The following is a 15,200-nucleotide window of genomic DNA, read 5'->3' as shown; positions in this document are numbered from 1 at the left end:
GTTACAGCGTGCGGCCGAACGCGTTGCGATGTGCGTGATGCGTCGACGTCGATGCATGCGCGGTATGACCGTGCGTACGGCCATGACCATGGCCCGGCTGCGTACCCGCGCGATCGGCGATCGTGTCGGAGCGGTCGGCCGCGCGCGCGAGGCCCTTGTCGCGGTCGCCCGCGTGCATGCCGTTCGAGTTGCTCAGCGCTTCACCGCTCATGTGGCCGGCGGACATGCCGCCCGCATTACCACCCATCCCGCCCATCCCGCCGGCACCATGGCCGCCGCCGTTGCCACCACCACCACCGCCATTGCCGCCGCCCGCCGCCTGCGCGGAAACAGCGCCGAGTGCGAGCAGCGCGGCTGCCAATACGGACAGATATCGTTGCGTTTTCATTGTTTGCTCCCTGGAGCGTGTTCGAATGACTGCATTCTAGGAACGCGCGCGATTCGTGCGGCGCGGCGTTGTAAATGATCGTAACCGCGCGCGCGGCGCGCTTTTGTCAGATCAATTCGCCGGCGTTCGGCACACTTGATGAACCGTCCATCCGGCCGCCACCCAACAAGGGAAATGAAAGGCGGAGACGGCGCGATCGCGCCGTTCCGCCGGTGGCTACGCTTACTGCGCCGGCTGCACGCCCTGCGCGGCGGCCTTGCGCTGCGCGGCCAGTTCCTGCTCGTGTTTCTTCGCCATGTGGTGGCCCACGATACAGCCGCCGACCGCGCCGACCACGGCGTGATGTCCCGCGTAGTGGCCGGCGACGCCGCCCACCACCGCGCCCTTCATGCAGCCCGCCGCGTGCGCGCTGCCGATCGTTGCGAGCGCGACGACGGCGGCCGCCGCGCTATACCTGATGTGTCGAATGGGCATCATGCGATCACGCTCCTCTCGTCGTCGTGCTCGGTGTCCTCGTGAACCGGTTGCCCGGTTCAGTTCCAGCGGCCGCGCCAGCCGTCGCCGTCACGCCAGCCGCGCTCACGCCACTCGTGCTCGCGCCATTCACGACGGCGCCATTCGTGTTCGCGCCATTGACGCGCACGCCAGTCGTCATCGCGATAGTAGCCCACCGGCGCGTACATCACTGGCGGCGGCGGCGCGACGTAGACCGGCGCCGGCGCCGCATAGACGCCCGGCACACCGATGCCGACCGACAGGTCGACGTGGGCCGATGCGACGCCCGAAGCTGCCAGCGCCGCTACGCCGAGAACTGCACCGAGAATAAGTTTCTTGCTCATTTCGCGACTCCCTGCACGTGTCGTGCGTCATGTGACTACGGTTCGGAGTCTAGGCACCACGGGCGGACACAGGTGAAACCGGTATGCGAGACCGGTAACGGACGTTTACGGATGGGCGCGGAGCCTTGCGGGACAAGGGGGACGAGCGATTCGACACGCCGTTGCAACGACGCATCGAATCGGAAGAGTCGGGAAATCTTGCCGGCGCGCGGGCCCGCGACGCAGACCGCACGCGTCCGCGCACACGCCGCGCACGCCGTGCGAGCGGATCGCGACGACGTTACGCGCGGATATCGTCGACGCTGCGCAGCCAGTGCACGCTGAACAGCTGGTCCGAGTCGGTCCACACGGTGTCGGGCTCGAAGCCCGCACGCCGCGCGATCGCCTGGAAGCCGTCTATCGTGAACTTGTGCGAGTTCTCCGTGTGGATGCGTTCGCCGGCCTCGAAGCGGAACGCGTGGCCGCGCACGTGCACCGTCTGCGCGATATCGCTGACGAGATGCATCTCGATGCGCTGCCGCTCGCGATCGTAGAACGCGCAATGCGAGAACGCGTCGAGATCGAAATCCGCGCCGAGCTCCGCGTTCGCGCGGGCGAGCAGGTTCAGGTTGAACTGGGCGGTCACGCCCTGCGCGTCGTTGTACGCGTGATGCAGCGTGCGTTCGTCCTTCACGAGATCCGCACCGACCAGCAGGCCGCCGCCGCGCAACAACCGCGCGGCGTCGCGCAGGAACGTATCGGCTTCCTCCGGCGAGAAGTTGCCGATCGTCGAGCCGGGAAAGAAGCCGATGCGCCTGCGTGGCGTGCCGGTCAGCTCGGCCAGCTGCTCGGCCTTCGTGTAGTCGGCCGCGAGCGGCGCGACGTCGAGCCATGGATACGCGGCACGCAGCCGCGCGGCCGCGCCGTGCAGGTAGTCGGCCGAGATGTCGATCGGCACGTAGCGCGCCGGCGCGTTCGCGTAGTTGTCTGCGCACGCGTCGAGCAGCACGCGAATCTTCTCGAGCGAGCCCGCGCCGAATTCGACGATGTCCGCATGCGGGCCGACGCGCCGCACGATTTCGGCCGCGCGATCGCGCAGGATCCCGAGTTCGGTCCGCGTCGGGTAATACTCCGGCAATTCGCAGATGCGATCGAACAGCGCGGAGCCGGCCGCATCGTAGAAGTATTTCGGCGGAATGCTGCGCGGCGTGCGCGACAGCCCGTCGATCAGGTCGCGCTCGAACGCGCTGGGCCGCGCATCGCGGGCGGGTTGCAGGCCACCGCTCGTGGCCGTCAGATCAGACGTCTCGCGCAAGTCGCACTCCCGTGAATTGCCAGCGCGCGGCCGGCGGAAAGAAATTGCGGTACGTCGGCCGTTCGTGCCCCGGCGGGGTCGCGATGCTGCTGCCGCGCAGGACTTGCTGGCCGACCATGAACTTGCCGTTGTATTCCGCGGCGACGCCTGCGAGCGGCCGAAAGCCCGGATACGGCTCGTAGGACGAACGCGTCCACTGCCATACGTGCCCGAGCATCTGCGCGATGCCATCCGCGCCGAACGCGGCCTCCCATTCGAATTCGGTCGGCAGGCGTGCGCCGGCCCATTCCGCATACGCCGCCGCCTCGTAGAAGCTCACGTGACACACGGGCGCATCGGGCGCGAGCGGCTCCACGCCGTGCAGGCCGAACGCACGCCAGGCGTGTGCGGCTGCCGGATCACCGTCGTCGCCGGGAATCCAGTACGCGGGCCCTTGCCACCCTTCCCGCTGCACCGTCGCCCAGCCGTCCGACAGCCAGTATTCGGGGCGTGCATAGCCACCGTCCGCGATGAAGGCCGCGAATTCGGCGTTCGTCACGAGACGGTTCGCGATCTCGCACGGACGCACGAGCGCCGTATGGCGCGGCCGTTCGTTGTCGAACGAGAACGCGGCGCCATCGTGGCCGATCTCGACGAGCCCGCCCGGCTGATGCAGCCAGCGCAGCGGGCCGGCATCGCCCGCGGCCAGAGCGGCGTGCCCGGCGTGAGCATCGGCGCCGCTGCGCGGCCGGAACGCGGGCTTGAGCGGGTTGCACGAGAACGCATGCAGCATGTCCGTGACGATCAGTTCCTGATGCTGCTGTTCGTGATGCAGGCCGAGCTCGATCTCGGGCGCGATCGTGGCGAGCAACGCCGGGTCGGCGCCATCGAGCGCGCGCAGCATCGCGTCGTCGACGTATTGCCGATATGCGTGCACCTCATCGAGCGACGGACGCGTGAGCAACCCGCGCTGCGGCCGCGGATGGCGCGGGCCGAGCGCTTCGTAATAGGAATTGAAGAGGAACTGGAACGCGTCGTCGAACGGCGCGTAGCCGCGCACGCGACGCATCAGTACGACGGTTTCGAAGAACCAGGTCGTATGCGCGAGATGCCATTTCACGGGACTCGCGTCGGGCATCGACTGCACGGCCTGGTCTTCGGCGGACAGCGTCGCGGTCAACGCGATGCTATGGGCGCGCACGTCCTGGTAACGGCGCTGAAGCTGGGATGCAAGGAGGCTCATCGGTTTACCGTTCACGTCGCGATTCGCTGCGTTGCGTTGCCGGAAAAAGGAAAGCCTTGCGCTCGGATGCGCGCGGCTGACGTGCGACCTTCATTGCTGCGTCGTCGGGCAGCCGGCGCGCGCGCCGGGCCGCTGGTGCGGCGTGACTTCATCTGCCCGTGCAGAACAGTATGGGCCAGAAATGTGAACGTCGCGAATCGGATTTCAGGTGAAACGAGCGAGAAAGAAAAATGAAAGCATCGATCATGCGCGGGGCGGCGGCGTGACGAACCGTCGATGCCCGTCATGACGCGTGCTCGGAGGGTGAACGCAATGTGCATGCCCGCGGGTTCGCCATGCCGACGCCTCATGACATGCACACCGGCGTCATGAAAGATCGGATGACACGGGTTCGCCACGGGAGCGGCGCCATGGAATCGAAATGGGCATGGGTCCGCGCGTCGGTGTCGCGGACCTCGACATCGCCGTTCAACCGCTCTGCCCTCCGCGCGCTTCCCCGCATTTGAAAATTTTTTTGCGTCGATGTCACAGGCGCGGAGGGCTCGCTCGTCATATCGCCGGAACCCACACGAAAGGAGAAGGAACCATGACTGCGAAACTCAATCCGTTTGCCGCCGCGCCCGCATTGATGAAGAACTGGATGGCCGTCTCGGTCGCCGCTGCCGGGAGCCTCGAGCCGACGCTGATCGAGCTGGTCAAGATCCGCGCGTCGCAAATCAACGCGTGCGCGAACTGCCTTAACATGCACACCGTCGAGGCGCGCGAGCAAGGCGAGACCGAGCAGCGCATCAACCTGCTGGCCGCATGGCGTGAAGCACCCTGCTACACCGACCGCGAACGCGCAGCGCTCGGCTGGACCGATGCACTCACGCGGCTTTCAGAAGGCCATGGCGCGCACGAGGCCGCGTATGCGGCGCTGAACGACCACTTCAGCGAGGAGGAACAGGTGAAACTCACCGTGATGATCAACGTGATCAACGGCTGGAACCGGCTGGCCGTCGGCTTCGGGCTGTGGATCGATCCGGCCGAGGCGAAGGCCGCTGCCGCGAAGATGGTGGCGTGATGACCCACCTCGATCCGGCCGCCGGCAGCGCCGCAGACCGGGCCGACGCCGCGGCGAGCTTCGACCCGCTGCGTCGCACGCTGATGCGCGTCGCGTACCGGATGCTCGGTTCCGTCGCGGACGCCGAGGACATGGTGCAGGAGGCGTTCATCCGCTGGATGGGCGTCGATCGCACCGAGGTGCGCGTGCCCGAGGCGTTCCTGCGCCGCATGGTGATGCGCATGTGCCTCGACCAGCTGAAGTCCGCGCGGCACCGGCGCGAGACCTACATCGGCCCGTGGCTGCCCGAGCCGGTCGTCGAGGAAGATGAACAGGAGGACGTCACGCTGCCGCTGATGCTCGCGCTCGAACGGTTGTCGCCGCTCGAACGTGCGGCGTTCCTGCTGCACGACGTGTTCGGCCTCGGGTTCGACGAGATCGCGACGACGATCCAGCGTGACCCGGCCGCCTGCCGACAGCTCGCCGCGCGGGCGCGCACGCATGTGCGCGAGGCGCGGCCGCGGTTTCATGTCGAGAAGCAGCGCGGGATCGAGCTGGCCGAGGCGTTTTTCGCGGCGTCACGCAGCGGCGACATGCGCGCGCTCGGCGCGATGCTCGCCGAGGACGTGAGCCTGCATTCGGACGGCGGCGGCAAGCGCTCGGCTGCGGGCAAGCCGGTGTTCGGCTTCGAGCGAGTGATGAAGGTGCACGCGTACCTCGCCGAGCTGTTCGCCACGCATGCGTCGAAGCTCGTGCGCGCGGGGTTCATCAACGGGCTGCCGGGGTTCGTCACACTGGAAGCGGATGGCGAGCTGCAGACGACGGCTCTCGAGATCGAGGGCGAGAAGGTCGTCGCGATCTATGTCGTGCGGAATCCTGACAAGTTGAGGCATCTGCATTGATGCTCGGCGGGTGGGCGCTTTGCGCCCGCTTTCCCTGCTCTGCGACCTGACTTGTCGAATGCGGGCTGATTGTTGCGCATGGATCGCATGCAACGCATCGGCACATGCCTGCGCAGTTTCGGCCGCAAAAAGAAAAACGCCACGCGATGTTGCCGCGTGGCGTTTGTATGTTGGCGAGTCGGATTGCCTGTAGGCAATGCGAGCTGCCAGACCCCTTCATTTTGTTCGTTGGTAGGCTCGATTGGATTCGAACCAACGACCCCCACCATGTCAAGGTGGTGCTCTAACCAACTGAGCTACGAGCCTAAGAAGCCGCGAATTATAGAGAGGGTTTTGGAGGTGCGCAAGTCCCTTCGTGAAAATTTTTTGAATCGGGGAGGATGCATTGGGGGATCGTCCGGCGCTCGAGCACTGACCACAATCGCATCCGGGTTCATCCTCACTGCAACGTCTCACCGGGCCCGCGTACGTTCCGTCATAATGGATTCGTCGCGAATCCGGGGCCGGGGGTTGCGAACGACAATCAAGAGCAGGAACCGGCCCGATCCGGTCATGGGGAACAGGCGCGCGCGATGCACGATCCGCCCGCCACCTTGCACGAACCAGTAGCGCCTCGTGACGACGGCACACCGCAACGCACGCGTAACGATATCGGGGTGGGTATGGTCGCGCTCAATCTGGTAATTCCCTGCTTCAACGAAGAAGCCGTGTTGCCGGAAACCGTACGCCGGCTCACGATCCTGCTTGACCAGCTTACCCGCGACGGCATCATCGACGGCGCGAGCGGCGTGACCTTCGTCGACGACGGTTCGCACGACCGGACCTGGTCGCTCATCGAAGGCTTCCATGCCGCCGATCCACGTATCCACGGCCTCAAGCTGTCGCGCAACCACGGGCACCAGAACGCATTGCTTGCCGGGCTCATGAGAGTCAACGGCGACGTGCTGATCAGTCTCGACGCCGATCTCCAGGACGACCTCGACGCGATTCCGCGCATGCTGCGCGAATACCAGTCCGGCGCCGAGATCGTATTCGGCGTGCGGCAGCGTCGTGACAGCGACGGCTTCTTCAAGCGCGTCAGCGCGCGCGGCTATTACCGGCTGCTGCGCCGCTTCGGCGTCGACATCTTGCCGGATCACGCGGACTTCCGCCTGATGAGCCGCCGGGCGATTGAAGAATTGCGCGGCTTCCGCGAGGTCAACCTGTTCCTGCGCGGCATCGTGCCGCTGCTGGGCTTCCGTACCGCGATCGTCCGGTACGACCGGCAGCCGCGCTTCGCCGGCGAAAGCAAGTACCCGTTGGCGAGGATGATCCTGCTCGCATCGGACGGCGTCGCGTCGTTTTCGACGAAGCCGCTGCAATGGAGCGCGTACGTTGGCGCCCTGCTTGCGCTGGCCTCGACCGTGTTCGGCATCTGGGCGCTGTCGATCCGGCTGTTCACCGACCGTTCGGTGCCCGGTTGGGCGTCCACCGTGATCCCGATGTACTTTCTCGGCGGCCTGCAGTTGCTGTTCCTCGGTGTGATCGGCGGCTATGTCGCAAAGATCTATTCGGAGACGAAGCAGCGCCCGCGCTTCATCGTCGAGAAGACGCTATGACGGGCCATCGGTCCTGCCACGCAACGACCCGGTACCAGGCCGGCCGCGGTATCTCACGGGGGGCTTCGTACAATGGATGACAGCACGGTAAGCGGCAGCCTGCCGCGTGCGTGGCCATATCGCACAGCCGATCGCGCGTTGCGCGCGTTGTTCGTCGCGACGGTCGCCGCGGCCGGCCTGCTGTTCTGGCTCGCGCCACACCCGCCGATGGTCGATCTTCCGCAGCATGCGGCGCAGGTCGCCACGCTGCGCGACATGCTGCGCGGCCAGTCGCCATGGGCGCCATTGCTGCGGATCAACCTGTTTACGCCCTACCTGCTCGGCTATGGCGCGGCGGCGCTGCTTTCGTTCGTGATGCCGGTCGCGGCTGCGTTCAAGGTCATGCTGACCCTGTCGTTCTATGGTTTCGTCGCCGCGTACCTCGCGCTGCGCCGGCGTCTCGGTTCGGACCCGCGCCTCGACTGGCTGTGCGTACCCGGGTTCTTCGGCTTCGCGTACGAGTTCGGCCTTTATTCGTACCTGGTCGCCGCGCCGGTCGCGATGATCTTCCTCGCGCTCGCGCTCGACTATGCCGAGCAGCCGACCTTTCGCCGCGGCGCCGTGCTGGCGCTCGTGAATCTTGCGCTGTTTTTCTCGCATGGGCTGATCTTCGTGTTCGCGAACGCGATCGGCGGATTGTTCCTGCTCGTGCGCCGGCCCCGCACGTTTTCGCGCGCATTGCTCGCCGCGTGGCCGTATGCGGTGCTCGCGTTCGTCACCGTGCTGTACGCGCTGTTGCATCGTGACGTCGATCTGGCGCCGATGTATCCGTTCACCGTGATCTGGACCATCAATCCACTGGTCCGAATGTTTGCGGCCATGATCTATCCATGGGGTATCACCGCTGCCGACAGTTCAGTGCTGGTGTTCCTGCTGATCGTCGCGGCACCGCTCCTGTTGGCATCGAAGGCCAACCGGAACATCACCGCATATGTACCGGCGATCGTTGTGACCATCGTCTGGTTCGGCGTGCCGCGGTTTGCGATCAATACGTTCTTCCTGTTTCCGCGCTTCGCGCTGTTCCTGCTTCCGTTCTATGCATTGATGTTCCGCGAGCCCGTGCCGGGGGAACCCGGTCGAGTCGGAACGCCATGGCTCTCACGCGCGACGCAGTTGATCCTTGCCGCGATCTGCATCGGCTTCATTGCGCAGCAAAGCATGCGGGTACTGCGCTTTGCCGACGAGAGCGCCGATTTCGACACGGTCGCCAACGCGATCGAACCGGCGCAGCGCGGCCTCGCGATCATCATCGACCGGGCGAGCGCGGCCGCGGACAATCCGTATGTCTACGAGAACTTTGCGCTTTGGTACCAGGCCGAGCATCGCGGGTTCGTCGATTTCAATGCTGCGCGGTTCCCGCCGCAGATCGTCCGCTTTCGGCTCGACCGGCTGCCCGGCGTGGGGCCGTCCGACGTCGCGCCGTTGCCGCTGTACCAGCACTTCAACTGGCAGCGACACCAGGGGCGCCTGTACAGGTATTTCATCGTCCGCGCCGAGACGCCGCTGCCGGACGCGTTTTTCGCCAATCCGGACTGTCGCGTCGTGCGCGTGAAGACGGCGGGCGAATGGTCGGTGTACGAGAAGCAGGCTTGTCGGGGCGATTGATTGCACTGCGTCGCATGCGGTGCGATGCGTCGCGCCACGTCGTGCACCGATCGCGCCATCGGGAGATTGCGATGTCACCTGGATTCATCGCGGACGATACGCCGCGCTCGTATGACGAGATCTTCTACCGGTACCAGCGCGAAGGATCGGCGCGGTCGGCGCATGGCGTGCTGCCCGGCGTCAATGCGCTGCTGAAGCCTGCGAGTATCCTCGACGTCGGTTGCGGTGCCGGAGCGTGGCTCAGCGTGCATCGCCAACTCGGCGTGCAGGACATCACCGGCATCGACGGCGACTATGTCGATCGTTCGGTGCTGATGATCGACCCCGCCCATTTCGTACCGGCCGATATTTCGAAGCGCTTCGATCTCGGGCGATCGTTCGATCTCGTCCAGTGCCTCGAAGTCGGCGAGCACGTGCCAAAGGCATCCAGCGAGGCACTCGTCGACAATCTCGTCCGGCACGGCAAGCGCGTGCTGTTTTCCGCCGCCGTGCCTGGCCAGGGCGGCGAGAACCACATCAACGAACAGCGTTACGAATTCTGGCGCGACCTGTTCGCGCGCCACGGCTACCAGCTGTTCGATTTCGTCCGGCCGATGATCGCCGCAGACATGCGCATCGAGCCGTGGTACCGCTACAACCTGCTCTTTTTCGTTGCCGCCGACGAAGCGGAATGGCTGCCGGACGCGATCGGACAACACCGCATCGACAGCCGTTCGGGCATACCGGACGTGTCGCCACCCGGCTACAAGGCGCGCAAGTTGCTGCTGCGCTGGTTGCCGGTGCGCGTGAAAACCGGCATCGCCATGCTGAAGAGCCGGATGGTCGCCAACCGATTGAAGCGCCACGAGGAACACCGGTGAAACTGTCCGTCTACGTGCTCATTCTGGCCGGCGTGTTCCTCGCGGCAACCGGCCAGGTCGCGTTCAAGATCGGTGCCGACGGCCGCCATGCATTGACTGAATTCATCAATGCGTGGGTCGCGCTCGGGTTGCTCTGCTACGGCGCAGGCACGGTGCTCTGGATCTTCGCTTTGAGCAAGACCGGGCTCACTGTCGTGTATCCGTTTACCGCGCTCACGTTCGTGCTCGTCTTTCTGGCCGGAATCGTGTTCTTCGGCGAGCGTGTGTCGTATGCGCAATGGGGAGGCGTCGCGATGATCCTCGGCGGGCTGTATCTGATTGCCATGGTTCGATAGCGGGCGGACTGGCGCTGCAACTTATCCACAGCGCGCTATGGATAACCGTCCGGCAAGCCTATGGATTCACAGTGGAACGATTGAGGATATGTCGACGCGACTGTGAATCGGCGGAAAGTTGTTCTGTGATGCACAGCGATTTTCCTGTGCATCGCCTGTGGTTATGCATTCCACTTCATGCTGAAAATTCAGGGCGTTACGGAAGTTATCCACTGTGAGGCTGCGGGCTTGTTAACTATCACTACGTATATATACGAACTCTGTTAACACCTTTGGATAAGCACAGTCCGCCGACTGTGATCCGGGCGGGATATGCACTGCGTGCGGTGGATGGATCAAGCGAAGCCGAAGCCGGTGACCGCTCGAACGCTCGTATCGGTAGAATCGCCAGGGTTCGGGATCGTTGTCGGTTCAAGGGCGAGCGATTCAACGTGAAGTTCGATCCCGACGATCGATGAAGGCTCCCGTCAATGAGATGCTGGTGATGGATATTGCTGGCTGCGTCGTGGGTGCTCATGACCGATGCGGCTGCACAAGGATCCGTTATGACAACCACGCCACCGTCGTACGACATGACGCTGGATCTTCTGACTGCTTCCTGGGTGGCAAGTACGAAAGAGGCGGCTTCTACTCTTTGACGACGATGCGTCGATGGAAGCAATCATCGGATTGCTGACGGCAACGTGTGCAGACTGCCTGAGTGAATTAGTGGCCGTGCAGAGAGCAGGGCAAGATGAAAAGAATGTCTCAGGAGGACGGATGGCCAAGCTGAATTTCGGGACCATCGGCCGGTGTTCCGTCGATCTCGATACCGCGGCGCTGCTCGGTCTGAGGGCTGCCTATGAGGAGTTTGCAAAGACCGGGCAGGATCTGAAAAACTTCAGGATCTGCATCACGGACGAAAGTGCGGCCAGAATGGATCCTGGGCCTGAGGACCACGTAATCAGCATGACCATCGTGGCGAAGATGCCTCCCGGCATGCGTGGGCTCGGCAATGCAAGCCCGCTCGGGACGTCGATCAAGTACGTGATCTCCCCGGAAACCGGCGAGATTCTCGGGGCTTACTCGACCAAGTGATGTCCGTGCGACCGTAGCGCCCGACTGTCGCGTGTGGACAACCGGCACGCAAAACAATCAGGAACGCTGTGCAGCTCCCCGGGGACACATTGATTCGAAGCGCTCACGCGCATGCGAACAACCCGTGAGCGGCCGAAACGAAATCCTGTGTACCAGCTCGGCGAGGACGATGTGGATATCGCGACCCAAAGACACTCGAAATGCTGTGCGGGCCGAAGGTGAGTGATTCAACCAGAAACGGCATGCCGAGCCGCTGCGGCCGATGTGGATATCCTGCGTCCAGAAGACGCCAAACCCTGTGACGTCGGAACCGAAGAGGGTCTACCCATCCGGGAACGCACCGCGACGAGGTTCGCGGTGTGGACAACCACCACAAAAGCGAATTTGAACGCTGTGGCCCCGAACGGTGAACGTGAGCGCTTTCAGGCTTGTCGAACCGCATCGGCCGGACCGCAGTCAGCGCACAACGGCCACCAACTGACAGCATATCGTCCAGCTCAAATCTGCTGATCGAGCGCCCTCACGACCGCGTGCTCACCAAGACTATCCACAGGCCCGACCACCGCGAAGTTGAGCCCATTCACCGACCCATACCGCGCCAGCAACGACCCATCCACGCGTTGCCCGGCCGGCAGCAGCCGATGTTTCGATTCCGCGGGCCGGAGATAGAAGCTCAGCATCCGCCCGGCGTCGTCCTCATAGAGCACCATCGCGGCCGTGGCCCCACTGTCCGTCGTAAACAACCGTCCGCCGACCGGCCTGAACCCCGCCGCACTCAAATCCGGCAGCCTCGCCGATGCCCCGACGCGGCGGGTGAGCCACCCCTGCAAATCGCCCGCACCGTTCGGCCGGAAATCCACCTTCGCGGCCTGATCGACCACCATCATCCGGTAAGCCTCGACCGCATCGCTCATCGGCGCAATCGGCGGCGCCGCGTTCCACCCACGCGCCTGCCACCCGCCAAACGTCCCGAGCCCGATACAGAACACGAACGAAGCCGCCATCGCGAACCGCATCCGCGAGCGCTCCGCACGCTTCGCACGAATCACCGCCGGATCCAGCGCAGGATTCTCGCCGGGCATCCGCACGCCTTCGAGCGCGGCCCGCAACCGCTGCGCATCCTGCTGCCATTGCTTCACCTGTTCCGCACTCTCCGGATGCAGCGCGAGATATCGCTCGACCGCGGCGCGCGCATCGTCGTCGAGCTGGCCGTCGACATAGGCCTGGAGATCATGTTCGTCGGGACGGAGCGTATTCATTTCATCAAACGGAGAGAAGGAGCGGGAAGCTCGCCGTCGCTGAGCTGGCGCAGCGCCTGGCGGGCGCGGGAGAGTCGCGACATCACGGTGCCGATCGGCACGTCGAGCAGGTCGGCGACTTCCCGGTACGTGAAGCCCTCGACCGCGACGAGCAGCAGCAGGCTGCGCTGCTCGTCGGACAAACGGCCGAACGCTTCGAGCGTCGCGCGCGCGGCCACCTCGCGTTCGGCGGACGGCCAGTGCGCTTCGTCGTCGTCGCGAATGCGGCCGAGCAGCCACGCATAGCGCTTCGCGCTGCGTTTGCCGTCGAGAAACTGCCGGTAAAGAATCGTGAAGAGCCAACTGCGCAGCGACGCGTCGTCGCGGCGGCTCGCCCAGCGCGACAGCGCACGCTCGAGCGTCGACTGGACGAGATCGTCGGCCGCGTGGACATCACGTGCCAGCCAGAGCGCGAAGTGTCGCAGCCTGGGGATGAGTTCGCGCAATGCGTCGTCGTCGGGGGCGTTTGAGGGCATGGCCGGGGGCGCGAGCCGATAAGCGTGGAGATGCCGCGTAGGACGCCGGTCGGCGCCGCTTATTCCGTCAGCATACGAAAAATTTCTTCATGGAATAAAGCGGCGCGGGTGGCGTCCTACACGCGTTCGACAATGATCTGACAATCGGGAGTGCATCCATGAAGCAATCATCCTCTTCTTCACCGCCGCGCGAGCCTGGGCGCGGATGGTGGCGCTGGGCCGTGATCGGCGGCGCGGTGGCCGGCGTGGCCGTGGCGTTCGGGTATGTAGGCGGCTGGCTCGCGCCGGCGCGTCTGACCCCGCACCGGCTCGTCGACGCGCTGCAGACGGCTGGCGGCGAGCATCCGGGCTTCCGGCGCAATCACGCGAAGGGCGTGTGCGTGACCGGCTATTTCGAAGGCAACGGCGCCGCGAGCGCGTATTCGGTCGCGCCGTTCTTCAAGGCGGTGCGCACGCCGGTGGTCGGCCGCTTCGCGCTGCCGGGCGGGAATCCGTATGCGCCTGACAGCAGCGTGCCGATCCGCAGCCTCGCGCTGAAGCTCACCGCACCGGACGGCCAGCAATGGCGGACCGGGATGAACGCGATGCCGGTGTTTCCGGTGGCGACGCCGAAGGCGTTCTACGCGCAGCTGCTGGCGACCCGGCCGGATCCGGCGACGGGCAAGCCCGATCCGGCGAAGGTGAAGGCGTTTTTCGGCGCACATCCGGAGACGGCCGCGTTCCGCGCCTGGGTGAAGGGTGCGAAGCCGAGCGCGAGCTACGTCACCGAAAGCTATTACGGGCTGAACGCGTTCTACTTCGTCGATGCGGCCGGCAAGCGCCAGGCGGTGCGGTGGCGCGTCGTGCCGGAGCAGACGGCGGGCGCCGGGGACGTCGCGACGGCCGCGGATCCGAACGTTTTGCAGCAGGACCTGACGCGGCGCATCGCGGACGGCGCGCAGAAGTGGAAGCTGCTGGTCACGCTGGCGGAACCCGGCGACCCGGTGGACGACGCGACGAAGACCTGGCCCGCGCAGCGGATGACGATCGACGCGGGCACGCTCGTGCTCGATCGCGTGGAGCCGCAGGACAGCGGGCCGTGCCGGGACGTGAATTACGACCCGACGGTGCTGCCGCAGGGGATTCAGGTGTCGGGGGATCCGTTGCTGGCGGCGCGGTCGGCGGCTTATGCGGATTCGTATCTGCGCAGGACGAGTGAAGAGGCCGGCGTGGCCGGCGCGGCGCGATTGAGTGCGGAGGGACGATGATGAAGGCTGCTACGACGTTTGGCTTGCCGGCGAGGCTGCTGCATTGGGTGATGGCCGCGATGATCCTCGCGATGCTGTTCATCGGGGTAGGAATGGTGGCGTCGGTTTCCGGGCGGCACGATTTCCTGGTGGCGTTGCACAAGCCGCTGGGGATTGCCGTGCTGGTGCTGGTGTGTGTGCGGATAGTGGTGCGGCTGTCGTCGAAGCCGCCGGCGCTGCCTGAGGATTTGCCTTGGTGGCAGAAGGTTGCCGCGCATGGGTCGCATCTGGTGCTGTATGCGCTGATGCTGGCGATGCCGCTGATCGGGTGGGCGATGCTGTCGGCTGGCGGGTATCCGGTGACCTTGGGCGGCGGCGTGCAGTTGCCGGCGATCGTTGCGGCTGATCCGGTTGCGTTCGCCTGGCTCCGGGTCGCGCATCGCGTGCTGGCCTATCTGTTCTTCTTGACGTTCCTCGCGCACTTCGCGGCGGCGCTGTATCACGGACTGATTCGACGGGACGGCGTGGTGAGGGCGATGGTTGGGCGGTAATCGACGAAAGGTTGAGTTCGCGACGGCGGGGCTGTTCACGGGCGACCGAGGCTGCTCTTGCCGTGCCGCTTATATATGACCACTAGGGTGGCTCAGCGGCTCCCGGCCTAGCACGTCAAAAATATTTCACAAAAGGGGTTGCGGAGACCGGGGCAGGTGCTTAGAATCACGCCTCTTTCGCGCTAACGGAAACGCAGCGCGGGGGAAAGAAGGGAAGCGGTGCTGTTGAAGTCGGTTTTATCGACTCCAGTGCATACGAAATTAAACCGCAGTCGTCGCAACGAAGTAGTTAAAAAAGTTGTTGACGAGTTTTAAAAAACGGTTGATAATCTCGCTTCTCTGCTGCTGAAAACGCAGCGCTGCTGAGAAACACGAAGTTTCTCGAAGAAATGCTCTTTAAAAATTAACAGCCGATAAGTGTGGGCGCTTGATGGTCGCGAGCTGATCT

17 protein-coding genes and 1 tRNA gene are annotated in these 15,200 nt (G+C 64.7%); 9 read left to right on the top strand and 9 right to left on the bottom strand.

The window, feature by feature from the left end:
- Position 1: 1 nt before the first annotated feature.
- From NQV17_RS30135 to NQV17_RS30110, 6 genes are all read right to left on the bottom strand, one after another.
- On the bottom strand, positions 2-388 hold the full coding sequence (locus tag NQV17_RS30135) for a hypothetical protein (protein ID WP_257775080.1): 387 nt from the start codon (positions 386-388) through the stop codon (positions 2-4).
- 222 nt (positions 389-610) lie between these two features.
- A complete protein-coding gene (locus NQV17_RS30130) occupies positions 611-865 on the bottom strand; it encodes a hypothetical protein (RefSeq protein WP_257775079.1) in 255 nt (84 codons plus the stop codon).
- A gap of 56 nt (positions 866-921) precedes the next feature.
- The gene (locus tag NQV17_RS30125; protein ID WP_257775078.1) at positions 922-1,227 is read right to left on the bottom strand and encodes a hypothetical protein; all 306 of its coding nucleotides are present in this window, start codon (positions 1,225-1,227) and stop codon (positions 922-924) included.
- Between the two features lie 280 nt (positions 1,228-1,507).
- A complete protein-coding gene (egtD, locus tag NQV17_RS30120; RefSeq protein WP_257775077.1) occupies positions 1,508-2,521 on the bottom strand; it encodes an L-histidine N(alpha)-methyltransferase in 1,014 nt (337 codons plus the stop codon).
- Entirely contained in the window at positions 2,505-3,743 is a 1,239-nt protein-coding gene (gene egtB, locus NQV17_RS30115) for an ergothioneine biosynthesis protein EgtB (protein WP_257775076.1), read from the bottom strand. Before egtB ends, egtD begins: the two co-directional genes overlap by 17 nt.
- Before the next feature lie 11 nt (positions 3,744-3,754).
- Complete coding sequence (locus tag NQV17_RS30110; protein ID WP_257775075.1) at positions 3,755-4,030, bottom strand: hypothetical protein; 276 nt, start codon at positions 4,028-4,030, stop codon at positions 3,755-3,757.
- 299 nt (positions 4,031-4,329) lie between these two features.
- Here NQV17_RS30110 and NQV17_RS30105 point away from each other — a divergent pair, with 299 nt between their 5' ends.
- Complete coding sequence (locus NQV17_RS30105; protein ID WP_257775074.1) at positions 4,330-4,806, top strand: carboxymuconolactone decarboxylase family protein; 477 nt, start codon at positions 4,330-4,332, stop codon at positions 4,804-4,806.
- Positions 4,806-5,687 carry a sigma-70 family RNA polymerase sigma factor gene (locus tag NQV17_RS30100; protein WP_257775128.1) on the top strand — a complete coding sequence of 294 codons (882 nt, stop codon included), beginning with the start codon at positions 4,806-4,808 and terminating at the stop codon, positions 5,685-5,687. The genes NQV17_RS30105 and NQV17_RS30100 overlap by 1 nt, the downstream gene beginning before the upstream one ends.
- Positions 5,688-5,916: 229 nt before the next feature.
- On the opposite strand, the gene NQV17_RS30095 is transcribed toward NQV17_RS30100, so the two are convergent.
- Positions 5,917-5,993: transfer RNA gene (locus NQV17_RS30095), tRNA-Val, on the bottom strand.
- A 74-nt stretch (positions 5,994-6,067) separates the two neighbouring features.
- Between NQV17_RS30095 and NQV17_RS30090 the strand changes: the two genes are divergently transcribed.
- From NQV17_RS30090 to NQV17_RS30070, 5 genes are all read left to right on the top strand, one after another.
- The gene (locus NQV17_RS30090) at positions 6,068-7,285 is read left to right on the top strand and encodes a glycosyltransferase family 2 protein (RefSeq protein ID WP_257775073.1); all 1,218 of its coding nucleotides are present in this window, start codon (positions 6,068-6,070) and stop codon (positions 7,283-7,285) included.
- Between the two features lie 72 nt (positions 7,286-7,357).
- On the top strand, positions 7,358-8,929 hold the full coding sequence (locus NQV17_RS30085; protein ID WP_257775072.1) for a hypothetical protein: 1,572 nt from the start codon (positions 7,358-7,360) through the stop codon (positions 8,927-8,929).
- 71 nt (positions 8,930-9,000) lie between these two features.
- Positions 9,001-9,789: a bifunctional 2-polyprenyl-6-hydroxyphenol methylase/3-demethylubiquinol 3-O-methyltransferase UbiG gene (locus tag NQV17_RS30080; protein ID WP_257775071.1), complete on the top strand. Its 789-nt coding sequence runs from the start codon at positions 9,001-9,003 to the stop codon at positions 9,787-9,789.
- Positions 9,786-10,124, top strand: coding sequence for an EamA family transporter (locus NQV17_RS30075; protein WP_124486771.1), 339 nt, complete (start codon positions 9,786-9,788; stop codon positions 10,122-10,124). Before NQV17_RS30080 ends, NQV17_RS30075 begins: the two co-directional genes overlap by 4 nt.
- A 651-nt stretch (positions 10,125-10,775) precedes the next feature.
- On the top strand, positions 10,776-11,201 hold the full coding sequence (locus NQV17_RS30070) for a hypothetical protein (RefSeq protein WP_257775070.1): 426 nt from the start codon (positions 10,776-10,778) through the stop codon (positions 11,199-11,201).
- A gap of 497 nt (positions 11,202-11,698) precedes the next feature.
- Here the strand turns inward: NQV17_RS30070 and NQV17_RS30065 are convergent, their stop codons facing one another.
- Both NQV17_RS30065 and NQV17_RS30060 read right to left on the bottom strand, forming a co-directional pair.
- Positions 11,699-12,460 carry an anti-sigma factor gene (locus NQV17_RS30065; RefSeq protein ID WP_257775069.1) on the bottom strand — a complete coding sequence of 254 codons (762 nt, stop codon included), beginning with the start codon at positions 12,458-12,460 and terminating at the stop codon, positions 11,699-11,701.
- Positions 12,457-12,975 carry a sigma-70 family RNA polymerase sigma factor gene (locus tag NQV17_RS30060; RefSeq protein WP_257775068.1) on the bottom strand — a complete coding sequence of 173 codons (519 nt, stop codon included), beginning with the start codon at positions 12,973-12,975 and terminating at the stop codon, positions 12,457-12,459. The genes NQV17_RS30065 and NQV17_RS30060 overlap by 4 nt, the downstream gene beginning before the upstream one ends.
- A gap of 158 nt (positions 12,976-13,133) precedes the next feature.
- Here NQV17_RS30060 and NQV17_RS30055 point away from each other — a divergent pair, with 158 nt between their 5' ends.
- Together NQV17_RS30055 and NQV17_RS30050 are read left to right on the top strand one after the other, a co-directional pair.
- A complete protein-coding gene (locus tag NQV17_RS30055) occupies positions 13,134-14,222 on the top strand; it encodes a catalase family peroxidase (RefSeq protein WP_124486768.1) in 1,089 nt (362 codons plus the stop codon).
- A complete protein-coding gene (locus NQV17_RS30050; protein WP_124486767.1) occupies positions 14,219-14,752 on the top strand; it encodes a cytochrome b in 534 nt (177 codons plus the stop codon). Before NQV17_RS30055 ends, NQV17_RS30050 begins: the two co-directional genes overlap by 4 nt.
- Positions 14,753-15,200 lie beyond the last annotated feature (448 nt).

The sequence above is a fragment of the Burkholderia sp. SCN-KJ genome, assembly GCF_024656005.1.
Lineage (GTDB): Bacteria > Pseudomonadota > Gammaproteobacteria > Burkholderiales > Burkholderiaceae > Burkholderia.
The sequence above is the reverse complement of the archived record's forward strand: the minus strand, read 5'-3'. Positions and strand labels throughout refer to the sequence as shown.